The organism is Flavobacterium sp. TS_SC_5 (assembly GCF_056156265.1).
Genome location: NZ_CM149588.1, coordinates 2,537,836 through 2,559,576 on the forward strand (window position 1 = coordinate 2,537,836; position 21,741 = coordinate 2,559,576).

Annotated in this window: 21 protein-coding genes; 10 read left to right on the top strand and 11 right to left on the bottom strand. The window is 32.8% G+C overall.

Features of this window, described 5'->3' with window-relative positions:
* Positions 1-745: 745 nt before the first annotated feature.
* Both AC0J6S_RS11050 and AC0J6S_RS11055 read right to left on the bottom strand, forming a co-directional pair.
* Entirely contained in the window at positions 746-1,387 is a 642-nt protein-coding gene (locus AC0J6S_RS11050) for a nucleotidyl transferase AbiEii/AbiGii toxin family protein (protein WP_474953862.1), read from the bottom strand.
* Positions 1,387-1,884 carry a helix-turn-helix transcriptional regulator gene (locus AC0J6S_RS11055; protein ID WP_474953863.1) on the bottom strand — a complete coding sequence of 166 codons (498 nt, stop codon included), beginning with the start codon at positions 1,882-1,884 and terminating at the stop codon, positions 1,387-1,389. The genes AC0J6S_RS11050 and AC0J6S_RS11055 overlap by 1 nt, the downstream gene beginning before the upstream one ends.
* Positions 1,885-2,129: 245 nt before the next feature.
* On the opposite strand from AC0J6S_RS11055, the gene AC0J6S_RS11060 reads away from it, so the two are divergent.
* The 3 genes from AC0J6S_RS11060 to AC0J6S_RS11070 are packed head-to-tail and all read left to right on the top strand — an operon-like array spanning position 2,130 to position 3,572.
* Entirely contained in the window at positions 2,130-2,339 is a 210-nt protein-coding gene (locus tag AC0J6S_RS11060) for a helix-turn-helix transcriptional regulator (RefSeq protein ID WP_474953864.1), read from the top strand.
* A 2-nt stretch (positions 2,340-2,341) separates the two neighbouring features.
* Positions 2,342-2,656 carry a HipA N-terminal domain-containing protein gene (locus AC0J6S_RS11065; RefSeq protein ID WP_474953865.1) on the top strand — a complete coding sequence of 105 codons (315 nt, stop codon included), beginning with the start codon at positions 2,342-2,344 and terminating at the stop codon, positions 2,654-2,656.
* Positions 2,649-3,572 (top strand): HipA domain-containing protein, encoded by a 924-nt coding sequence (locus AC0J6S_RS11070; RefSeq protein ID WP_474953866.1) that lies wholly within the window; start codon positions 2,649-2,651, stop codon positions 3,570-3,572. The genes AC0J6S_RS11065 and AC0J6S_RS11070 overlap by 8 nt, the downstream gene beginning before the upstream one ends.
* A gap of 16 nt (positions 3,573-3,588) precedes the next feature.
* Here AC0J6S_RS11070 and AC0J6S_RS11075 read toward each other — a convergent pair whose 3' ends face one another.
* The 3 genes from AC0J6S_RS11075 to mnmE form a co-directional block, all read right to left on the bottom strand.
* Positions 3,589-3,987 carry an NUDIX hydrolase gene (locus AC0J6S_RS11075; protein ID WP_474956353.1) on the bottom strand — a complete coding sequence of 133 codons (399 nt, stop codon included), beginning with the start codon at positions 3,985-3,987 and terminating at the stop codon, positions 3,589-3,591.
* Between the two features lie 38 nt (positions 3,988-4,025).
* Positions 4,026-5,141, bottom strand: a complete 1,116-nt coding sequence (locus AC0J6S_RS11080; protein WP_474953867.1) for a site-specific integrase — start codon at positions 5,139-5,141, stop codon at positions 4,026-4,028.
* Between the two features lie 148 nt (positions 5,142-5,289).
* Positions 5,290-6,678 (bottom strand): tRNA uridine-5-carboxymethylaminomethyl(34) synthesis GTPase MnmE, encoded by a 1,389-nt coding sequence (gene mnmE, locus AC0J6S_RS11085; RefSeq protein WP_474953868.1) that lies wholly within the window; start codon positions 6,676-6,678, stop codon positions 5,290-5,292.
* A gap of 177 nt (positions 6,679-6,855) precedes the next feature.
* Here mnmE and AC0J6S_RS11090 point away from each other — a divergent pair, with 177 nt between their 5' ends.
* From AC0J6S_RS11090 to AC0J6S_RS11100, 3 genes are all read left to right on the top strand, one after another.
* The gene (locus tag AC0J6S_RS11090; RefSeq protein WP_474953869.1) at positions 6,856-7,686 is read left to right on the top strand and encodes a universal stress protein; all 831 of its coding nucleotides are present in this window, start codon (positions 6,856-6,858) and stop codon (positions 7,684-7,686) included.
* Between the two features lie 75 nt (positions 7,687-7,761).
* Complete coding sequence (locus AC0J6S_RS11095) at positions 7,762-8,595, top strand: universal stress protein (protein WP_474953870.1); 834 nt, start codon at positions 7,762-7,764, stop codon at positions 8,593-8,595.
* 116 nt (positions 8,596-8,711) lie between these two features.
* Positions 8,712-10,484 carry a MutS-related protein gene (locus AC0J6S_RS11100; protein ID WP_474953871.1) on the top strand — a complete coding sequence of 591 codons (1,773 nt, stop codon included), beginning with the start codon at positions 8,712-8,714 and terminating at the stop codon, positions 10,482-10,484.
* 240 nt (positions 10,485-10,724) lie between these two features.
* On the opposite strand, the gene dnaN is transcribed toward AC0J6S_RS11100, so the two are convergent.
* The 5 genes from dnaN to AC0J6S_RS11125 all read right to left on the bottom strand — a co-directional run bounded on the left by dnaN (position 10,725) and on the right by AC0J6S_RS11125 (position 15,587).
* Complete coding sequence (dnaN, locus tag AC0J6S_RS11105; protein WP_474953872.1) at positions 10,725-11,843, bottom strand: DNA polymerase III subunit beta; 1,119 nt, start codon at positions 11,841-11,843, stop codon at positions 10,725-10,727.
* Positions 11,844-11,946: 103 nt separating this feature from the next.
* The gene (gene gldG / locus AC0J6S_RS11110; protein WP_474953873.1) at positions 11,947-13,632 is read right to left on the bottom strand and encodes a gliding motility-associated ABC transporter substrate-binding protein GldG; all 1,686 of its coding nucleotides are present in this window, start codon (positions 13,630-13,632) and stop codon (positions 11,947-11,949) included.
* Positions 13,632-14,357: a gliding motility-associated ABC transporter permease subunit GldF gene (gene gldF / locus AC0J6S_RS11115; RefSeq protein WP_474953874.1), complete on the bottom strand. Its 726-nt coding sequence runs from the start codon at positions 14,355-14,357 to the stop codon at positions 13,632-13,634. Before gldF ends, gldG begins: the two co-directional genes overlap by 1 nt.
* Before the next feature lie 86 nt (positions 14,358-14,443).
* Positions 14,444-14,740: a putative quinol monooxygenase gene (locus AC0J6S_RS11120; protein ID WP_474953875.1), complete on the bottom strand. Its 297-nt coding sequence runs from the start codon at positions 14,738-14,740 to the stop codon at positions 14,444-14,446.
* 19 nt (positions 14,741-14,759) lie between these two features.
* Positions 14,760-15,587, bottom strand: coding sequence for an SAM hydrolase/SAM-dependent halogenase family protein (locus AC0J6S_RS11125; protein ID WP_474953876.1), 828 nt, complete (start codon positions 15,585-15,587; stop codon positions 14,760-14,762).
* Positions 15,588-15,770: 183 nt separating this feature from the next.
* Between AC0J6S_RS11125 and AC0J6S_RS11130 the strand changes: the two genes are divergently transcribed.
* The 4 genes from AC0J6S_RS11130 (at position 15,771) to AC0J6S_RS11145 (ending at position 21,180) form a co-directional block, all read left to right on the top strand.
* Positions 15,771-16,721 carry a PhoH family protein gene (locus tag AC0J6S_RS11130; protein WP_474953877.1) on the top strand — a complete coding sequence of 317 codons (951 nt, stop codon included), beginning with the start codon at positions 15,771-15,773 and terminating at the stop codon, positions 16,719-16,721.
* A 159-nt stretch (positions 16,722-16,880) separates the two neighbouring features.
* Complete coding sequence (locus tag AC0J6S_RS11135; protein WP_474953878.1) at positions 16,881-17,726, top strand: Cof-type HAD-IIB family hydrolase; 846 nt, start codon at positions 16,881-16,883, stop codon at positions 17,724-17,726.
* Between the two features lie 48 nt (positions 17,727-17,774).
* Positions 17,775-20,123: an alpha/beta hydrolase family protein gene (locus AC0J6S_RS11140; RefSeq protein WP_474953879.1), complete on the top strand. Its 2,349-nt coding sequence runs from the start codon at positions 17,775-17,777 to the stop codon at positions 20,121-20,123.
* A gap of 103 nt (positions 20,124-20,226) precedes the next feature.
* Positions 20,227-21,180 (top strand): phosphoribosylaminoimidazolesuccinocarboxamide synthase, encoded by a 954-nt coding sequence (locus AC0J6S_RS11145; protein ID WP_474953880.1) that lies wholly within the window; start codon positions 20,227-20,229, stop codon positions 21,178-21,180.
* Positions 21,181-21,239: 59 nt separating this feature from the next.
* Here AC0J6S_RS11145 and AC0J6S_RS11150 read toward each other — a convergent pair whose 3' ends face one another.
* Positions 21,240-21,695 (bottom strand): DUF1801 domain-containing protein, encoded by a 456-nt coding sequence (locus tag AC0J6S_RS11150; RefSeq protein ID WP_474953881.1) that lies wholly within the window; start codon positions 21,693-21,695, stop codon positions 21,240-21,242.
* Positions 21,696-21,741: the final 46 nt, after the last annotated feature.

Here is a 21,741-nt window from a genome sequence, read left to right on the forward strand (position 1 = left end):
TTACTTTAGAGTAAATGAATGCAAGCGGAGTTGCATAAATAACTTTAGTAAAGGAATAAGGATAAAAATCAGTTGGGATAAATGTGCTAAAAGCAAAATGGCAAATAGAACAATTTGGATCAACCGAATGGCTGTGTGTGATTTGATTTTTGTTTCGGCTATTATTATGATCACAATGCTTTTCATTGATCTGCCTGTAAATATGTTCATAAGAATGGACCGTCTGAAATAGCATTGTGAACAACACCATTAAAGACACTGAAAAATTAATAAAGATAATTTTCTTTTTCATTCTTAATTTTATACAAACAGCATTAATTTTTATAAACGAAGTAATGCAATTTGGCCGCAAATATAACAATCTTAATTGCGATTTTAGTACTGGGTTTGCTAAATTTTTATTGATTAATTAAAGTTGTGAGTTGAAATAACTTTAAAAACTAACTACTTTAAGTACATTTAAATTACTACTCGGTGTATTTAAGAGCCATAATTTGAGGTACAAATTGAATCAAAATAACGCTTATTATCTAAAATAAAGTCTAAATAAAAATGAGTTAAAATATTTTTTATCAATACTTTAACTCGTTTATTTTTTGTTGTTTTGTGATACTTTGTTCTGCTACTTTCCGATACAATATCTAATTTATCAGTATTTGTAAGGCTTTAGAAGGGTAGAGGTGTACAAAAAGAGTACTTAATATAGTAGAATAATCATTTGTAAAGACAGTAAAAGAAATTGTAGCTATTTAAATTGGAGAATAATTTCTTCAAAATCCTCCTTTATAAACTCCCAATACTTTCCTTTAAAGCAAATTGGATTAAAATCTTCATCAGCTTGTTCAAAGGATGTAAAGTTTTTTATTATTAAATCTTTGTCATGTGAATAAGGATATCTTTGCTCGTGTAAATCTAACATTTGGCTTAAATCATGAGACCGAAGTAATTCATGTAGATCCCAAAAGTCTTTTTTTCTCCCTCCTCCCTGAATAACTTCTAACTTCATGGCGATAATTTCTTCAATAGTTGCCATTCTGATACCATCAACTTCTATAGCGGGTTGGATATAATCGTCTGTGTAATACAAATCAAGTTTTACGGTATTTTCTTTATTTTCTCCAATACTATAACTTTTCCCCATTGCTGGAATAGTGTCTAAAAAATCTACATATTGAAAGTTATCTTTTAGATAAATTTCTATGGCTCTAAAATCTAGTGATCCGTACTCAGCATCACTAAACAGATCAATATCGATAGATTCTCTATGACCTATTTGTAAACTCAATGCTGTACCGCCTACAAGTCTAAAATCATCAAAGATTTTTGATTGCATTAATTGAATCAAACTTTCTTTAAGTAATTTATTTACAGTGGAATAGTATAACATTACGATTGTTCTTTATTTTTATAAACAGTATAGGGTTTACGAGTATTTTGCTCAAGTGTAGACCTAATGAGTTCACTTTTATAGAAACGTTTTATTTCTTCTTTTTCAATATCATTTCCTCGTTCGAATATTCTAAGAATTACCGCTGCACTTTGTTTCTGCCAATCAATTTTAGTGATATCTGTATCCCAAAACAACACCTTTCTTAAAAGGTTTAAGTTTGGAGTTTCTTGTTTTGTTTTACTTTTTTGTTCCTGAATATCAAAATAGGTTTGTAGTAAAGCTAGTGAGCCTTCCTCTAAACTTAGCTTTTCTTCAATTTTCAATGCCAGTGCTATATTGAGTTTCCTTCTTCCTTTTGTTATTGCGTTTATAGTTTGTGGATGCTCACCAATTGAAAGGGCAAAAGGGCGCTGTGAAATCGCTTTTTTGTTAAGTAAGCGTTCCAATACTATTCCAGGATGTATGCCTTTGTATTTTTCGATTAATGCATTCATAGTACAAATGTAAACATTTTTGTTTATATGGAGATCGATGCGGTGGTAATTGTTTTTAATCACCGCATATTTGCGGTGATTATTACCGTTATAGCAGTTTTTGTTTTCTTTTTTTTAATTTTTCAATTGTAAAATCATCTTTTATCGGTTTATTTACTGCTATAACAGTAATAAAAGGTTATTTATATCAAATAAATGTTTTGTAATATCTAAATTGTTTATTTTTACCGTTAAAACAGTATAAAATGGATGATTTTGATTTAGGTACTTTCATTAAAGACCATCGGAAAAAAGCAGGATTGACACAACTTGAATTAGCTGACTTAGCTGGAGTAGGTAAGACCACTGTTTTTGATATTGAAAAAAATAAAGAAACAGTTCGTTTGAACAATCTTTTGGCAGTACTCCGCGTGCTAAATATTAAAGTGGAATTTAAAAGTCCTTTAAATAAATAATTATGAGAAGAGCAATTGTATTTGCACACGGAAAAAGAGCTGGAATTTTAACAGAGATTGCTGCAAACGACTATCATTTTGAATATGATGAAAATTATGATGGCGAAGCGGTTTCATTAACTATGCCCACAACTCAGAAAAAATATAGCTATACATTCTTTCCACCCTTTTTTGAAGGGCTATTGCCTGAAGGTGTCATGTTAGAGGGATTACTGCGAATTGTGAAAATTGATAAGAAAGATTATTTCTCTCAATTGATTGCAACTGGAAATGATTTAGTAGGTTCAGTAACGGTTAAATTGATCGAAGATGAATAGATGTCCGATTACTTATGAATTGTGTGGTACTGATAAATACAGTGAAAAAGGACTTAGAATGATATCTCCTAAACTGACTTATTTAAATGATTTGCCTTATACAGCTGTAGAACTTCGTCAGGAAGCTGCTAATAGAGCTAAAAAGCTATCCATTCAGGGTGTCCAACCAAAGCTCACCGCAGCTATTTCAATAGTGGATCAAGAATTTAAAATTGTGGATCAATTTGGAACCTACATTATAAAGCCACAAAATGATTTTTTTCCACAATTACCAGAAAATGAAGATGTAACTATGCGAATGGCAAAAGTGTTTGGTTTAGAAGTGCCATTTCATGGGATGATTTATGGTAAAGATGGTAGTTTGTCTTATTTCATTAAACGTTTTGACCGACATGGTAAGGGAAGTAAGTACGCAACAGAAGATTTTGCTCAATTGACTGGGAACACAAGAGATACAAAATATCGTTTTACAATGGAAAAATTGATTCCTGTACTTGACGAGTACTGTTCATTTCCTGCTATTGATAAAGCTGATTTTTTCAAAAGAATTCTTTTTTGTTATGTAACTGGAAATGAAGACATGCATTTGAAAAATTTTTCGCTAATTACCAAAAATAACAAAACCTCACTAGCACCAATTTACGACTTTCTAAATTCTACCATAGCTATTAAAAATCCAGTAGAGGAAATTGCACTGACCTTAAAGGGAAAAAAAAGTAATTTAAAAGCAACTGATTTCATAGATTACTACGGCAAGGAAAGATTACAACTCAACGAAAAAACGATAGCAAGCATTCTCGAACAAATGAAAAAAGCAACTCCTGAATGGAAGGAGCTGCTTGAAATTTCTTTTCTTACTGATGATATGAAAGAGAAGTATTTGGAACTATTGGAAAGTAGGGTAGGGATGTTTTAGATAAAAAATGAGGCGATTAAAACAACTCTTTTTTATTTTTCAGAAAATCAAATATAATTTTATCTACTTCAGATACTAGCCCTATATCGTAATAACTAAGCCATCTAATTTCCTCTATTTCATTATTTTTCTCTAGTACGCCTATGTAGTCTGCTTTATAACAGGTCATTTTTATATTTACACCCTTTGTATCACCGTCAGATTGAGCGATAAATGTTCCTACGTACATAATGGTTTCCTGCAAAATATCAACACTCAATTCTTCTTTAATTTCCCGTACTAGCGTTTCATTATCCTTTTCATTATTTTCTCTTTTTCCTCCCGGTATGTAATATTTATTTTTACCTATCGACTTAGTGCTTAAAACTTTCCCGTTTTCTAATACTATCAGGGCAACTTTATCTATTTCTTTCATCATATAAAATTTTTCTAAAATTAATAAATTATCAGATTTTACGCTAAATTAGCTGCTTCCTTCATTTTTTGATCAACAATTTTTGCATAAATTGCTGTCGTGCGTATTTCTCTGTGCCCAAGTCTTTTTGATACAGTGTAGATGTCCGCTCCATTTTGTAGTAAAAGTACTGCATTTGTATGCCTAGCACTGTGGAAAGTGATATGTTTCGATATTCCTGCACGATTACACCAACGAACAATTTCGTTATTGTAAACCGCACTGTATTTTAAGCCTTTAAAAACCCTTTCCGCTGGATCTTGTCTTTCTCCAAACAATTCTCGAATTTGTTTTGAAATATATAGATATTCAACTCCTTCAGTTTTTTGTTGCCGAAAATTTATTCTACTAACTCCATTGTCTTCATCCCTTACTTCTGACCAAACTAAAGTATTTATGTCGCTCCACCTAAGACCTGACAATGCAGATGCAATAAAGGCTCGTTTTAAAATTTCATATTTGCAAGGAGTATTAGCTAGTGATTGTAGCTCTTGATGCGTTAGATATTCTCTTTGACTTTCAGCTTGTTCAAATGATTTTGTTTTCGAAGCATAATTTATTGATAAATAGCCATCATCAAATGCAGCTCTTAGACAAGCTTTGAACTTGTTATAATAAGAATATTTTGAATTAAGTGACAGAGGTGTATCACTTTTTGTTTTAGCTTCTTTGTCAAAGTACAAACGCACTCGCTTAACAAAGTTCTCATCAACTTCATCAAATGTAAGATTTGATGAAATACATCTTTTTAGATGTAGAGAAGTTGCCGTCCAGTTCCCGTAGTTTTTAGGAGAGTCAATTTTTTCCTCAGTTTTCTCTATAAAATAATCTAAAAACAATCTTTTTGACTTAGACGTGTTTTTGATGTCAAACTTACCTTGAAAGTATTCCGCTTTACGGATAGATAATATTTGTTCACTTAAAGTGTCAATTTCTTTATTTTCTTTTTTTTCAGCAGCAGTCTTTGGATCTTGATTTGGATATAATTTTAGATACTCAAAATCTCTTAAATGAATCCTTTTGCCATCTAAGTTTAGAGTAGAACCCTTATAGTATTCAAGGTATAGACTGAACTTACCATTTTTTAACTTCTTTTTCTTTAAAGTAATATTCATAGGTGTACATTTTTACACCTTTTTTGTCCTGAGGTGTACATCGAGTGTAACAAATGTATGAATTAAAGTTATTACAAGAAAGCTAAAATACAGCTAAATCAATGGTAGTCAAGTTATAGAAAGTTAAGAATACTTAAAGAAAGTTCTTTTATTTTCCGATACAGAAATTAGCAAAAATATTTCCCAGCAATTCATCATTGGTAACTTGTCCAGTAATCATTCCAAACTGATACAAAGCTTCCTTAATATCTAATGCCATTAAATCGGAGGATAAGTTAGTTTCAAGTCCAAATTTTACTTTTTGTATTTCTTCCAAAGCTTTTAGTAATGAATCGTAATGTCTTGTATTAGTTACGATTGTTTCATTATTTCGTAAAGCACCAGTATTTACAAAAGAAAGTAATTGATTTTTTAATTCCTCAACACCTAATTTTTCTTTTGCAGAAATTAGTAAGATTTCTGGAATTTCTGATTTCAAATTTTTTATTTCATTTTCCTCTAGTTTGTCGGCTTTGTTACCAATGATTACTAGGGGTTTCAAAGGAAACTGGTTTTTAATTTTTTCTAATTCTACTTTTAACTTTAAACCTGAAACTTTAAACTCGGAACTATCAAATAGAAAAACGACAACCTGCGCTTGTTCAATTTTTTCAAACGTTTTACGAATTCCAATACTTTCTACCACATCTTCCGTTTCCCGAATTCCGGCGGTGTCTATAAATCTAAACCCGATTCCTCCAATCACTAATTCGTCTTCAATAGTATCGCGCGTTGTTCCCGCAATTTCCGAAACAATGGCACGCTCTTCATTCAATAAAGCATTCAAAAGCGTCGATTTTCCCACATTGGGTTCACCTACAATAGCCACAGGAATTCCGTTTTTGATCACATTTCCTACTGCAAAAGAATCTATTAATCGTTTTAGGACAAATTCAATTCGATTCAGTAATTCGTGAAATTGTGTTCGATCGGCAAATTCTACATCTTCTTCTGCAAAATCTAATTCGAGTTCAATCAGTGAGGCAAAATTCAATAATTCTTCCCTTAGTTTAGCTATCTCATTAGAGAAACCACCCCGCATTTGTTGCATTGCAATTTGGTGTGACGCTTCGTTATCTGATGAAATCAAATCGGCAACTGCTTCTGCTTGTGATAAATCCAGTTTTCCGTTTAAAAATGCTCTCAACGTAAATTCGCCAGCATCTGCCATTCGACAGCCTTTTCGAAGCAATAACTGAATGATTTGCTGTTGTATATAAGTAGAACCGTGACAAGAAATTTCAATAGTATTTTCGCCGGTATAGGAATTTGGCCCTTTGAAAATGGAGACCAGCACTTCATCCAAAGTTTTGGAGCCATCCATAATATGTCCTAAATGTATGGTATGCGTTTTTTGTGTCGTTAGTACTTTATTTTTTACAGATTTAAAAACAGAATTTCCAATAGTAATGGCATCTTGGCCGGAAATCCTAATTACGGCTATAGCTCCAGCTCCCGAAGGAGTTGCTAGTGCCACTATGGAATCTTGAGGTATCATATTTAAATTCAATTTGATGCAAAAGTAAGCAAAATAGACATGGCTTCAAGACTCGCTTATTAAACCATTACCTTTATTTTTTGTTAAAAATTAGCCAAACTGATAATTATCAGTTTATTTCGTTTTTTTGTTTCGTAAATTTATATAAATAATTGATTTGCAATAATTTATAGTGTTATGAAAAAAATTCTGTTTCCAACCGACTTTTCAGAGCTGTCTAAAAATGCGTTCATTTACGCATTGAATTTGGCAGAATCTATTAACGCCGAAATAGTTACAATGCATGTTTACCAATTGCCACAAGCCAATTATGTTAATGTTTCGGAATATTTGCATGAAATTTATGATGTAACGGAACTTAGTAATTTTGAGAATTACAAAGATGAAGTTCCCATTTTAAGAAAAATTGCGGAAGTACATAATTTAGGTCATATCAAAATAAGTCATGTTTTGATTTTGGGAAATTTGGTTCCAGAAATAAAAAAAATAACCGAGAATGAAAATTTCGATTTTGTGGTTATGGGAACTAAAGGCGCCACGGGTCTTAAAGAAACTTTTTTTGGTACGATAGCCACAAAAGTAATGAATGATGTCAAAGCATTAGCTTTAGTCATACCGGAGCACTGTAAATACCATCCAATTGAAAAAATACTGTTTATTACGCAATATAAACCAGAGGACACAGGGTCTTTTGTAAGAGTTCTTTCTTTATCCAAAATATTTCAAGCGCATATTGATTGCTTACGTATAGCGTCTCCGAATCATGAAGTTAAAGACGACACCAGAGAAGAATGGAATGCATTAATAGAAAATAATGAAGTTACATTTCACTCCATCAAAGGAGAAGATGTTGAAGGAGCTATTTTAAATTTTATCGATTTGCATAAAATTAATTTGCTAGCAATGCACGTGTATCACAGAAATTTCTTTGAGAAACTTTTTGAAATTAGTCTTTCAAAAAAATTAGCATTTCACATCAATGTACCGATTTTGGCGATTCATGAATAAAATTAATTCCGATTTGAATACTCGAAAAATTCTCAATATTTATTAGTAAATGAATCCTTTAAAAGCATATTACAAATGAAAAAAATTCTCTTTCCAACCGATTTTTCTGAAGTGGCTACAAATGCCTTTGTTCATGCTTTAGAATTTGCAAAAATAGTTCACGGTGAACTTGTTTTATTGCACACTTTTGAACTGCCAATTTATGACAATCAGTTTTTTCCAGAAAATTACGCAGTCATTTATGATTCATTAGAGTTAGCGCAATTTGATATGTTTAAAAATGAAATTCCAAAATTGCGGGCTATAGCCGAAGAGCGTCATTTGGATAAAATTAAGATGTCTCATAGACTTATGGATGGGGATTTGCTCCATAATATTAAAAAATGTATCAAAGAAGATAAAATAGATTTTGTCATAATGGGAACTTCTGGAGCCACTGGATGGGACGCTTTTTTTATGGGTACCAATACAGGTTCTGTAATTTCTGGAATAGATGTTCCCATGTTATGTGTTCCAATAGAAGCAAAATTCAAAAAAATTGAAATTATTGGATTCACAACTCGTTTTAGAACAAAAGATAAAAAAGCCTTAAAAATGGTATTGGAGATTGCCAAAAAAACGAAAGCAAAAGTAAAATGCTTGTATGTAAAAACCAGTGATTCTGATGTTTCTAAAGATACAGTTGCTAAGTGGGAAGAGGAATTTATTAATGAGCCGATAGATTTTTATGTGATTAACAGTGATGCAGTCAAAGAAACTATTTTGGATTTTATAATGTATAAAGAAGTTGATGTCCTGACAATGCTTACGTATAAAAGAGGTTTTTTTGAAGGGATTTTCAAACCTAGCTTAACGAAAAAAATAGCTGCAAATTTTGATTTTCCAATTTTAGCGATTCATATTGATTGATTCCGTGTTGATTCAATTGAAAGCATGAATTCTATGTAGTTCGGCATCGCCATTGCCTTTTAATTTAGACTTCAAAGTAATCTATTTCATTATATTTGCAATTCATCAATTGAATTATGGAAATATACAAAGCAAAAAAGATTAGCTTTTCAACAGCATTAACTGCAATCAATAAAAAGTACAATAGTATAAGCATTTTAAGACTTCTTACTATTGTACTTTTTTTGGTTTCAATATATTATTACATCAAAACCAGCGAAATTATTTTGATCGCTGCCGCGATTTTTCTTTTTGGATTGTTCGTTGTACTGATGCGCATTCATTCTAAATTAGTTTTCGAAAAGCAAGTCAATCAAGCCTTATTTGATATTAATGAAAATGAAATTTCCTATTTGGAACGAAATAAAATTCCTTTCGAAAACGGACAGGAATTCAATGATTTTCATCATCCGTATGCGTATGATTTAGATATTTTTGGTGAACATTCCTTATTCCAAAACTTGAATAGAACCGCAACTTTTATTGGTAAAAAAATATTTGCAAACCAATTATTGACACTTTTACCAAATGATGAAATCACCAGAAATCATCGTGCAGTAAAAGAATTATCCGAAAAATTAGATTGGCGTCAGGAATTTTTGGCTTTCGCCAAAGTAAGCAATGACAATCAATCAAATTATGAGACGCTTCTCAAGTGGAGTACATTCAATAGCACGCCTTTGTCTAAAATGAGTGTTTTTATTTCCTATTTTTCACCACTTCTTTTCCTGGGAGCTCTGATTGCTTATGTAGTGACTTCTAATACCTTTTTTGCTTCTGTTTTGTCGTATTTTTTTGTTATTAATTTAATGATTTTAGGACGTTTTATGAAGCGAATCCAAGCTGAAGTTGCTAATTCTACCAACATTGATAAAACTATTCATCAATATAGTTTGCTGTTGCAAAAAATTGAAAACGAATCTTTTCAATCACAAAAATTAATTGATTTGCAACATAAACTAATGTTCAAAAAAGACAATTCCAGCGTTCATTTGAAACAATTAGCAGGTTTGTTTTCTAATATGGACAGCATCAGTAATTTCGTAACGGCTATCGTATTCAATGGAACGTTTCTTTTTAATTTACATGTTTTAAAATCATTAATTCAATGGAAAAATGACCATAACGAAGCATTAGAAAATTGGCTGGAAGTTATAGGTGAATTTGAAATGTTGAACAGTTTAGCCAATTTTACGTATAACAATCCCGAGTTTGTATATCCAATCTTAAACACCAATTTTGAAATAGATTTTAAGGATTTAAGCCATCCTTTATTAAATCAAAAGACAAGAATAGGAAATGATGTGCGTTTTCATCCCCAATCATTTATGATTTTAACGGGTTCTAATATGTCCGGTAAAAGTACTTTTCTAAGAAGTTTGGGGATCAACATGGTTTTATCAGGAATGGGTTCGCCGGTTTGTGCCAGTCAAGCTAATGTTCATCCGTTACCCGTTTTGGTTTCCATGAGATTATCCGATTCGTTGTCCGATAGTGAATCGTATTTCTTTGCGGAAATCAAACGCTTAAAGCAAATTATGGACGAATTAGAAAATAGATCCGCATTTGTTTTATTGGACGAAATATTACGCGGAACAAATTCAGATGATAAACGCAACGGAACAATTGAAGTAGTCAAAAAAGTAATTGGTAAAAAAGCCGTTGGAGCTATAGCTACCCATGATATTGAAGTTTGCTTGACCACCAATGAATATCCAAATATATTAACCAACAAATGTTTTGAAGTAGAGATTATCAATAATGAACTTCATTTTGATTACAAACTGCGTGATGGAATTTGTAAAAATAGAAGTGCTACATTTTTAATGAAAAAAATGGGAGTGATTTAGTTGGGATTCTTAGACTTCTTAGATTTTTGACTAGTTAGATTTAAACGCTCAGTTTGTCTTTGCGAGGAACGAAGCAAACCACTGGCATCAGGAATCATTTAAACGGAATACCAAACAGATTCCTCCCCCGCGGAATGACAAAAAGGAGATGATTAAAAGCAAAAAACCGTCTCATAATTAATCGAGACGGTTTTTTTAAATATAAAAATGGTTTGGTTAATAGCGTATTTTACAATTGAATTAGCTGTTCAGCATTACCGGCATTACAAGCATCGTAACCGTTTCACCTTCTTCTAATCCATCAACAGGAGTAAGGATTCCTGCTCTGTTTGGCAATGACATTTCAAGCATAATCATATCTGATTGCAAGTTGGTCAACATTTCAGTCAAGAAACGAGAATTATACCCTATTTGCATATCATCACCTTGATAATCACATGTCAATCTTTCTTCGGCTTTATTGGAATAGTCAATATCTTCAGCAGAAACATTCAATTCAGCACCAGCAATTTTCAAACGAATCTGATGTGTTGTTTTATTCGAAAAGATAGCAACACGACGCACAGAACTCAAAAATTGAGAACGGTCAATCATTAATTTATTTGGATTTTCTTTTGGAATTACCGCTTCGTAATTTGGATATTTTCCATCGATCAAACGACACATTAAAACATAATTGTCAAAAGAGAAAGTAGCATTCGAATCGTTGTATTCAATTTTCACTTCAGCATCCGCAGTACCAAGAATATTTTTTAAAATAGTCAAAGGTTTCTTCGGCATTATGAAATCAGCCACTTGAGAAGCGGTTACATCAGTACGCGCATATTTTACTAATTTGTGAGCATCAGTTGCTACAAATGTTAATCCTTGTGGCGAAAATTGGAAAAATACACCAGACATTACCGGACGCAAATCATCATTTCCCGCAGCAAAAATAGTTTTGCTTATGGCTGTTGCCAAAACATCAGCAGGGACAAGTGTTACCGATGGATCGTCTAAGTTAACCGATTTTGGAAATTCATCACCGGGAGCATATGCCAAAGCATATTTTCCGGAATTAGAACTGATTTCTATCGTACTGTTTTCTTCAACCGTGAAAGTTAAGGGTTGTTCCGGGAATGTTTTAAGGATTTCCAAAAGTAATTTTGCAGGAACAGCAACGCTTCCTTTACTTTCTGAATCAATTCCTAATGTAGCTGACATGGTTGTCTCTAAATCAGAAGCAGAAACCGTCAGCACATTTTGGTCTAAATCAAATAAAAAGTTATCTAAAATAGGCAAAGTATTACTGCTGTTGATCACGTTACCTAAAACTTGTAATTGTTTCAATAAGTACGAACTCGATACTATAAATTTCATCTGTTTTGTTTTATTTTTTAAAGTATTCCTCTAAATCTGAAATACGATACATTTTACAAATATATCGTAAACTATTCTAGTTTGGAAACTTTTTTATTAACATCTATTTGCTGTATTTTCTTTTTCGAAGGAAAGTGAATACCACACCAAAAAGTACTAAAATAAGAATTGGAAGCCCGATAGTTAGGATTTGTGTTCGGGTGTAGTTTTCATATACTTTTTCTTTATCCAATAAAGGTAAATCAAGATCTTTGCTTCGAATGTTAATAAGTCCGTTGTCATCCAATAAATAATTGACGCAATTTATCAGGAAATCTTTATTATCATACAAATTTCCAGACCTTTGGTCATATCCCAATTCGACCGGTTGAAGGTTTTTATCCAATTGATTTTTTATCAAATCCCCATCCGAAATCACAATCATTTTGTTCTCTTTTCCTTTGGCTTGAAATGTTTTTTGTTCAAATGGCAACACTCGATTTTCAAACATCGAATGAAATGAACCTTCCAACAAAACCGAAAGTGGAATTTTCCCTTTGTTCAAGTAATCATTTGGCGAAGTTTCTTCGGCAACGATGTTCAGATTTATCTCTGCGGGTGTTCCTATTTTCTTTGAATATTGTGACGATTCCAACAAAATGGTTTTCTTAATTCCGTTTTTCAAAGTGTCGATTGGATTTGCAAAATCAAATTTGATTCCTCCTAAATTTTTCACAATCGGATGCAAGCTGTTTGGATACACCTGCGGTGCAAACTTCCAGTTAAATTCCTGAAATTGAGTCGCACTTCCTTGTTCTCCAGTGGCCAGTTTTATTGGACTTCCTTGTTCGTCTTTTACTAAATCAGGATTGATTCTGACACCGTATTTAAAGAACATATCATTTAAATTTAAATCTCTTGGATACGCCAAAGTTGCTCCTGAAGGATTGTACAAACTATCCATTTCTGCCGAAACTTGGTCGATCAGCCACAATGTTTTTCCGCCATTGATGATAAATTGATCCAAAACTTGTTTCTCCGCATCGGTAAACGTTTCGGTAGGTTTAGCAACTACGGCCAAGTCATATTTTTCCAAAGCTTCAAGACTTCCAATAGGATTTTTGGCAACTGAGTCTAAAGTAAATGGACCTATAAAATAACTTTCGCGAACCTGTAAAAGAAATTTTGCCATCAAAATATCCTGTAATTGTCCATTTCCTTTGATAACAGCGATTTTCTTTTGTTTGGCTTTGGTAATTTTATTCAAACCTTCGGCAATCGAATATTCTAAATGCTGCACAGATCCTATTACTTTTTGGGTAGTTGAAGCTCCCATAATATTTTTCAACAATGGAATATTAACTTCCTTATTGTCGTAAACGGCAATTGCCCAGGGAAAAACCATCGCCTGAGATTGCTTTCCCTTGTCATCAACAGTTATGTTTATTGGCGTAAGCCCTTTTCGATACAACTCCTTAATATTGTCCATGCTGGCGTCTTCGTTTTCCAAAGGATCCACAAATTCAAAAACGATATTGTTATTATACGCCTGAAATTCTTCCAGTAATTGTTTCGTTTCTTGTTGTAGACGCTTGAATTCAGGCGGTAAATCGCCTTGCATATATACTTTTATAGACAACGGATTTTGAACCTGCTTAATGATATTCAAAGACGTAGGCGAAAGTGTATACCTTTTATCTTTTGTTAAATCAAAACGATGAAATAATGAACTTCCTACTACATTCGCAAGCACTACAATGGCAAGAATAATCAATACTGATTTTAAGTTATTTTTCTTAGAAGTAGTCATTACGATTTGAAAGATTTGAGATTATAAACAGTAAATGAAAGAAAGACAACGGTGATGCTCGTAAAATAAAGGACATCTCTTGTGTCTAATACGCCTCTGCTCATGCTTTTGAAATGATCTTGCATTCCTAAAGAAGCGATTATGGAAGAGACATTTGGAACAACAGAAGCTAAACCTTCAAAACCGAAATAGAAGAAAAAACATAAAAATACTGCAACGATAAAAGCTACAATTTGATTATCGGATAGCGTTGAAGTAAATATTCCGATGGCTGAATACGCTGCAATCAGAAATAATAATCCAAAATAAGAACCAATTGTGCTTCCTATATCGATATTGCCTTCCGGCATTCCTAAACTGGAAATAACAGCCACATAAATAAATGTTGGAATAATTGCCAGTACAATCAAAAGTAAAGCACCAAGAAATTTTCCATTTACGATTTGCCAAATACTCAATGGTTTCGTCAACAATAATTCTAATGTTCCTTGTTTTTTTTCATCCGAAAAACTGCGCATTGTTACTGCAGGAATCAGGAATATCAAAATCCAGGGCGCCAAAGTGAAAAACGGAGTCAAATCAGAAAAACCGGTATTCAAAATATTATATTCTCCTTCAAAAACCCAAAGAAACAATCCGTTGATAATTAGAAAAATCGCAATTACCAGGTAACCTATGGGCGAACCGAAAAAGGATTTTATCTCTCGTAAAACTATTGATTTCATTTATTTTTTTTGTTTAAAGTTTTAAATGTTTAAGGTTTAAAGTTTTCAATCCAACAACTTTAAACCTTAAACTTTTAAACTTTTTTTTATTCTAAAGTGACTAATTTATCCACGCTCCAAGCTTCCGGTTTGCCGTTGAATAATTTCTTGGTAAATGTCCAAACATCGTAAAAAAGTTCAGAATTTCTGTAATTTTCTAAATCAGCTTCAGTTTCCCAATAACTGTACGTAAAGAAAATACTTTTATTGTCTTTGTCCTGATACAATTCTAAGAAACGATTTCCGGGCGCATTTCGTATTTTATCTTTCATTAACTCAAAGTTTTCTAAAAATGCAGGAATATTTTCCTCGTGAAAACTCAATTTTACTATGCGTACTAACATTTGATTTTTTGTTTAAAGTTTAAACGAATTTTATAATAATTACATCCCTATAATTTAATCCTAGTAAACTATTCGCAGAACCTACTTTAGAAGGATTGCTTCTAAAAATAGCAATTTCAAGAAAACCGGCTTCGTTAAAAATTGCTAATTTTTCGCCCTCATATGATTTGATAGGATATTTATCAGAATTTGCAATGGCAGAATAGTTGGGCAAAATTGTTTTGATGTTTTTGGTTTTCATAACAATTTCATAAGGTCTTCCTTTGGCAACTTCTATAAAATATTTTTTAGAAATATTGGTCACTACATTCCCAAAATGGTCAATGTAAATCACGTGTCCTTTCAACGAATTTCCATCAGCGGAAAGAAAAGCTTGTAAGTCGGTGACTTGTTTAATCGTGTTTATTTCTTTCCCAATAACGTTCATTAAACCACCTTTGGCAAGATGGCAGGCAACGGTTACAAACACATCCAGATCAGCTGCTTCACTGGGTAAACGATCGTGAATATTGATTGCCACGATTTTTTGGGGGACAATTTTTTGCGAAAGCATGCTTAAAATACCATTATCGGCGGCAATAAAATAATGATCGTTCCACTGCATCACAATATGTTGATTTTCTTTATTGTGTTCCATGTCCACACCAATAAGATGAACAGTTCCTTTTGGAAAGCTCGCATACGAAGCACTAATGATGTAACTTGCTTCTACCGTGTTGAATGGGTCAATTTCATGTGAAATGTCAATTATTTTAGCTTCGGAATACTCAGATAAAATTTTCCCTTTTAGCGCACCTACAAAGTGGTCTTTCAAGCCATAATCGGAAGTAAGGGTAATTATTGACATAAATTTGTTTATAACTATTGGTGTTTTGTAAAACTAATTTTCATTAAATTTGAGAAACGCAAAGCTAATAATAGTAAATTCAAAAAAGCAAAAAACAAAAGACAAATTCAAATTAATACTACAATTATTCACTTTGAAAAAAAAATCACTAATTCACATATTTTAATTTAAAAACTACATCATTTGAACGAAAGAATAATCGAGCTCATAGACATCGCTCCAAAAGACTTTTGGGGTGCTCAAGACACTCATCTTGAAACAATTAAAAAATATTATCCAAAATTGAAAATTGTCGCTCGGGGAACAACATTGAAAGCTTTTGGTGAAAAAGAAGTTTTGGACGAGTTCGAAAAACGTTTTCAACGATTAATGGTTCACTTTTCCAGGTACAATAATATTGATAACAATGTAATTGAACGCGTAATTCTTGGTGATGTTCAGGAAGACAGAAAATTTCAGGGACAGGATAAAATATTAGTGCATGGAGTAGGCGGAAAAATCATAAAAGCCATGACGCGCAATCAGCAATTGCTGGTGGATACGATGGAAAAAAATGATATGGTTTTTGCCGTTGGACCAGCCGGAACCGGAAAAACGTATACAGGTGTTGCCATGGCCATTAAAGCACTAAAAGAAAAACAAGTTAAACGCATCATTCTAACGCGTCCCGCAGTTGAAGCAGGTGAGAATCTTGGTTTTCTTCCGGGTGATATGAAGGAAAAACTGGATCCATACATGCAACCATTATATGATGCATTGCGCGATATGTTGCCGAATGAAAAACTGGAAGATTATATTTTAAAGGGAATAATTCAGATTGCGCCGTTGGCATTCATGCGAGGTAGAACACTGGATAACGCTTTTGTAATTTTAGATGAAGCCCAAAATACTACTCATTCCCAAATGAAAATGTTTCTTACCCGTATGGGGAAAAGCGCTAAATTTATGATAACAGGAGATCCTGGTCAGGTCGATTTACCACGAAGAACTATTTCCGGACTCAAAGAAGCCTTATTGGTTTTGAAAGATGTTGATGGAATTGGAATAATTTATCTGGATGACAAAGATATTGTGCGACACCGATTAGTCAAAAAAGTAATTGATGCTTATAAAATGATTGAAAATAACGATTAGGAAATAAATAAAATTTTTTGGAGAGGAAAGAAAGTTCATTTATAGTAGAGAATGGACTTCCTTTCCGCTTTATTATTTAAAAAAAGCTACCAGTTTATCCGTAAAGCTTTAAATAAAATCCGATTGATTCCTTTTGTATGTCTTAAAAATGCAATAAATTTGGAATTAATAAAATTTCAGTTAAAAGAAATGATTTTAAAAGATAAAATTAAAGTAGTTATCAGTGATTTAGACGGAACGTTACTCAATTCAGATCACAAAATTTCCCAATATACTAAAACTGTTTTTCAAGAACTTCATAATCAAAATTATTTAATAATTGTAGCAACTGGCCGCCATCACTTGGACGCAATGCCTTTGGTTGAGGGTTTAGGATGCCCAGTTTATTTAGTTACTTCAAATGGAGCACGTATTCATTCTCCTGAAAAAGAACTTCTGTTTTCTTTTGATATAAAAAGTGACGATATTAAATCAATATTAAATTTAGATATAGACCCGGAGATTACGACCGTTTTATTTAAAGAAAATGTTTGGCAAACCAATAAAATAAACGAAAAATTAAATAGTTTTCAGACAGAATTAAATTACCTACCTGAAATTGTTGATTTCGATACTTTAGATGACGTTAGCGGAATAAAATTATTCTTCACACACGAAAAACATTCGAAATTAATTGAATTGAGAGACCGAATTTTAGAGAATCATACTGAACTTTTTAGCCATGCGTTTAGTTTGCCGTTTTGTTTGGAATTTATGGATAAATCAGTGGACAAAAGTGTTGCGATTGCCAAAATTCTGGAAAAAGAGAATTTTCTTTTCGAACAAAGCATTTCTTTTGGTGATGGCTATAATGATGAAAATATGCTCAAATCCTCTGGCAAAGCTTTGGTGATGGGAAATGCTCCTGAAAGCCTGAAAAATAAACTTTCTCATATAGAAGTTATTATGACGAATGATAATGAAGGAGTTGCTAAATATATTGCCCAAGAATTATTGAACAATTAAATTTTTAAATAACCATATTTTCCCATTTATGCATAAAATTAAAACCAAATGAACAAAAAAATAATCCTTGTTATCTGTATTTTGTTTTCCATAACAATTCAAAGCCAAACGCTAAAACTGGAAGAAATCATGAAGGGCAATGCTTTCATTGGTGCGCAACCAGAGAATGAAAGATGGTCTTTAGATGGACAGAAAGTTTATTTTGATTGGAATCCAAATAATGAATTGGGTACGAGTACTTATTTTTGGAAAAACGGATTGTCAAAACCTGAATTGGCAACTCCAAATGAAGCTGCTTTTTCAAAATTAGATTTCAAAAAAACAACCAATCCAGATTTGTATTATTACATTGATAAAGGAAGACTATTTTCATATTCCTTGAAAAGTAAAACTTCGAAAAAACTCTATCAACAAAGCAGTCCAATTTCTAATTTACAAATGGGCGCTGTGGCAGGAATATTGTATTTCAGACAAAATGAAAATCTTTTTCAGTTTAATACTAATGAAGGTTCTATTATTCAAATCACGAACTTTCGTAAAGGAAAATCAGATGAGAAAGCCACTGATAAAGAATCTTTTTTGAAAAGCCAACAAGAGGAATTATTCCAATTTGTAAGAGATCAAGAAGCACTGAAAAAATGGAATTTGGCAAAATCAAAAACTACAAAATCGGATTTTCCAAAACCGTATTATTATGGAAAAAACACTTTTGGAAGCTTAAAAGTAGATCCAAAAGGAAATTTTGCCACCTTCAGATTAATAGAAGATTCGGAACGAAAAAGTGAAAAAATGGAACGTTTTATAACTGCCGATGGTTTCAACCAAATTGAAGACACGAAGGAAAAAGTTTCTGTAGATAATTTGTTGGCAACCAAATTCGGAATTTATAACATCGCCAAAGATTCTGTTTATTTCTTGAATTTTTCATCGTTGAGTCATATTCAGGATGTTCCTAAATATTTTGATTCTTATGAAAAATCAAAAACTGCAGCACAAAAGGACAAACTAATCGTAGTTCAGGAACCGGTTTACAATGAAAACGGTTCGTATGCCATTGCTGAAATAAGAAGTCAAGACAACAAAGACCGATGGATTGTTAGTTTGAATTTAGAAAATGGGACTTTTCAGGAATTAGATCATCAACATGATGAAGCTTGGATTGGCGGACCTGGAATTCCTTCTAATTCGTATGGTAGAGGAACACTTGGATTTTTGGGAGATAATGAAACTATTTATTTTCAATCCGAAGAGACCGATTATTCTCACTTGTATAGCTATAATTTAAAATCAAAAAAGAAAACGCAGTTGACCAAAGGAAATTGGGAAGTGCGCAACGTAAGTTTGGCAAAAGATAAAAAATCTTTTTATTTAACCACAACAACTACGCATCCGGGAAACAGAAATTTTTATAAACTGGAAGTTTCAAATCCAGTCTTACAGCCTATTTTAACTAAAGATGGTGCTCATGAAGTGAGTTTGTCTCCAGACGAGAGTACCTTATTGGTTCGTTATTCCTATAAAAATAAACCTTGGGAACTGTATGTAGCGGCTAATAAAAAGAATACAAACTTAAATCAGATAACGTCATCAACATCGGAAATTTTCAAAGGATATTCTTGGCGTGAACTGGAAGTAATCACTTTCAAAGCGCAGGATGGAACTCCTGTAAATGCCAGATTGTATAAGCCACAAACTGCAAATGCGAACAAGGCAGCAATCTTGTTTGTACATGGTGCCGGTTATTTGCAAAATGCACACAACTACTGGAGCACTTACCACAGAGAATATATGTTTCATAATCTATTGGTCGATTTAGGTTATACTGTTTTAGATATTGATTATAGAGGAAGTGATGGATATGGGCGTGATTTTAGAACAGGAATTTATCGTTTTATGGGTGGAAAAGATTTAACAGATAATATTGATGGAAAGAAATTTCTTGTCGAAAATTACGGAATTGATGCTTCAAAAGTGGGGATTTATGGAGGTTCTTACGGAGGTTTCATCACGTTGATGGGAATGCTAACAACTCCAAAAGAGTTTGCTTCGGGAGCTGCATTACGTTCCGTTACTGATTGGGCCCATTACAATCATGGCTACACCGGAAACATTCTTAATTTCCCGGAAACAGATCCGGATGCATACAAAAAAAGTTCTCCAATCTATTTTGCGGATAATTTACAAGGGGATTTGTTAATGCTTCACGGAATGGTAGATGACAATGTAGAATACAAAGATATTGTTCGTTTGTCTCAGCGTTTTATCGAATTAGGCAAGAAAAAATGGAGTTTATCCAGTTTCCCGGTGGAAGCTCACGGTTTTAAAGAAACCTATTCTTGGGTTGACGAATATAGCCGAATCTTAAATTTATTCAATGAAACGTTGCTTAAAAAATAACTTTAGAGATAAAAGTTAAATTTAAGAGTTCTGTTCTTTGCGAAACTCTATGAAATAGTTTTAAATTTGCAGGAACTAAAAATAAACACACACAACTAGTATAATGAGCAACACCATCACAACTACTGATTTTAATTTTCCAAACCAGAAATCTGTTTACCGCGGTAAAGTAAGAGAAGTGTATAATATTAATGATGAACTTTTGGTTATGGTAGCTACTGACAGGCTTTCAGCTTTTGATGTAGTTCTGCCAAAAGGAATTCCATATAAAGGTCAAATTTTAAATCAGATTGCTACTAAATTTATGGAATTGACTGAGGATATTGTTCCTAACTGGTTAATTGCAACTCCTGATCCTAATGTTGCTGTGGGGCATCTATGCGATCCTTTCAAAGTAGAAATGGTGATTCGTGGCTATCTTTCAGGTCATGCAGCTCGTGAATACGCTCTTGGCAAAAGAGAAATTTGCGGTGTGACAATGCCTGACTATTTGAAGGAAAATGATAAATTTCCTGAACCTATTATTACACCAACAACTAAAGCGGATAATGGAGAACACGATGCTGATATTTCTCGTGAGGATATTTTATCGAAAGGAATTGTTTCTGAAGAAGATTATATTGTTTTAGAAAAATTTACAAGAGATTTATATCAAAGAGGAACTGAAATCGCTGCTGGTCGTGGTTTGATTTTGGTGGACACCAAATATGAATTTGGTAAAACTAAAGAAGGTGTAATTGTCTTGATCGACGAAATTCACACACCGGATTCTTCTCGTTATTTTTACGCAGAAGGATACCAGGAACGTCAAAACAACGGCGAAGAACAAAAACAATTATCGAAAGAATTTGTTCGTCGTTGGTTAATCGAGAATGGTTTTCAAGGACTCGAAGGGCAACAAATTCCAAATATGACTGACGAATATATAGAAACCGTTTCTGAGAGATATATCGAATTATACGAAAATATCTTAGGAGAGAAATTTATAAAAGCAGACATCACTAATATAGATGAAAGAATTGAGAAAAATGTTTTGGAATATCTAGCGAACAGATAAAACAATTTCTGTAAAAAAAATAAAAACCGCAATTCATAATTTTGAAGTGCGGTTTTTTTTTATTTTTTGAATGATGATTCATAAGAAGTTATCCATTCATCTATTGACATTTTTTGCACAAGTTCAGCAATTAAATCAAACGGGATTTGGTCTATCTTCTTAAATCGGATGCAACTTTTTCCCATGTCTAATTTTTGTTTGCTGTGTTTTGGGTATTCGGAGACAAACCAATTCAGTAATTCCGGCTTGGTATAAATTCCCATGTGGTAAAGTGCAATGAAATTTTTCTGCGAAGCGATGTTAATAAAGGGTAACGGGAGTTTTGGATCACAATGATAGCCGTTTGGATAAATGGAATGTGGCACAACATAACCGATCATACCATAGGACATTTGTTCAACAAATCCATTTGGAATATTTTCTAGAATTGTTTCTCGGAGTTTTGTAAAAGCTATCTTTCTTTCCTCTGTGATTTCTTCTAAATACGCTTCGATTGATGTGGTGGTTGATTGCATTTTTATGAATTGTATGAGTAAAGTTAATAAAAAAACCGCAATTCAT

Excerpts from the sequence above, each read along its gene's own strand:
- AC0J6S_RS11050 (WP_474953862.1), bottom strand. The coding sequence starts at position 1,387 with ATGTTATACTATTCCACTGTAAATAAATTACTTAAAGAAAGTTTGATT.
- AC0J6S_RS11055 (WP_474953863.1), bottom strand. The coding sequence starts at position 1,884 with ATGAATGCATTAATCGAAAAATACAAAGGCATACATCCTGGAATAGTA.
- AC0J6S_RS11060 (WP_474953864.1), top strand. The coding sequence starts at position 2,130 with ATGGATGATTTTGATTTAGGTACTTTCATTAAAGACCATCGGAAAAAA.
- AC0J6S_RS11065 (WP_474953865.1), top strand. The coding sequence starts at position 2,342 with ATGAGAAGAGCAATTGTATTTGCACACGGAAAAAGAGCTGGAATTTTA.
- AC0J6S_RS11070 (WP_474953866.1), top strand. The coding sequence starts at position 2,649 with ATGAATAGATGTCCGATTACTTATGAATTGTGTGGTACTGATAAATAC.
- AC0J6S_RS11075 (WP_474956353.1), bottom strand. The coding sequence starts at position 3,987 with ATGAAAGAAATAGATAAAGTTGCCCTGATAGTATTAGAAAACGGGAAA.
- AC0J6S_RS11080 (WP_474953867.1), bottom strand. The coding sequence starts at position 5,141 with ATGAATATTACTTTAAAGAAAAAGAAGTTAAAAAATGGTAAGTTCAGT.
- mnmE (WP_474953868.1), bottom strand. The coding sequence starts at position 6,678 with ATGATACCTCAAGATTCCATAGTGGCACTAGCAACTCCTTCGGGAGCT.
- AC0J6S_RS11090 (WP_474953869.1), top strand. The coding sequence starts at position 6,856 with ATGAAAAAAATTCTGTTTCCAACCGACTTTTCAGAGCTGTCTAAAAAT.
- AC0J6S_RS11095 (WP_474953870.1), top strand. The coding sequence starts at position 7,762 with ATGAAAAAAATTCTCTTTCCAACCGATTTTTCTGAAGTGGCTACAAAT.
- AC0J6S_RS11100 (WP_474953871.1), top strand. The coding sequence starts at position 8,712 with ATGGAAATATACAAAGCAAAAAAGATTAGCTTTTCAACAGCATTAACT.
- dnaN (WP_474953872.1), bottom strand. The coding sequence starts at position 11,843 with ATGAAATTTATAGTATCGAGTTCGTACTTATTGAAACAATTACAAGTT.
- gldG (WP_474953873.1), bottom strand. The coding sequence starts at position 13,632 with ATGACTACTTCTAAGAAAAATAACTTAAAATCAGTATTGATTATTCTT.
- gldF (WP_474953874.1), bottom strand. The coding sequence starts at position 14,357 with ATGAAATCAATAGTTTTACGAGAGATAAAATCCTTTTTCGGTTCGCCC.
- AC0J6S_RS11120 (WP_474953875.1), bottom strand. The coding sequence starts at position 14,740 with ATGTTAGTACGCATAGTAAAATTGAGTTTTCACGAGGAAAATATTCCT.
- AC0J6S_RS11125 (WP_474953876.1), bottom strand. The coding sequence starts at position 15,587 with ATGTCAATAATTACCCTTACTTCCGATTATGGCTTGAAAGACCACTTT.
- AC0J6S_RS11140 (WP_474953879.1), top strand. The coding sequence starts at position 17,775 with ATGAACAAAAAAATAATCCTTGTTATCTGTATTTTGTTTTCCATAACA.
- AC0J6S_RS11145 (WP_474953880.1), top strand. The coding sequence starts at position 20,227 with ATGAGCAACACCATCACAACTACTGATTTTAATTTTCCAAACCAGAAA.
- AC0J6S_RS11150 (WP_474953881.1), bottom strand. The coding sequence starts at position 21,695 with ATGCAATCAACCACCACATCAATCGAAGCGTATTTAGAAGAAATCACA.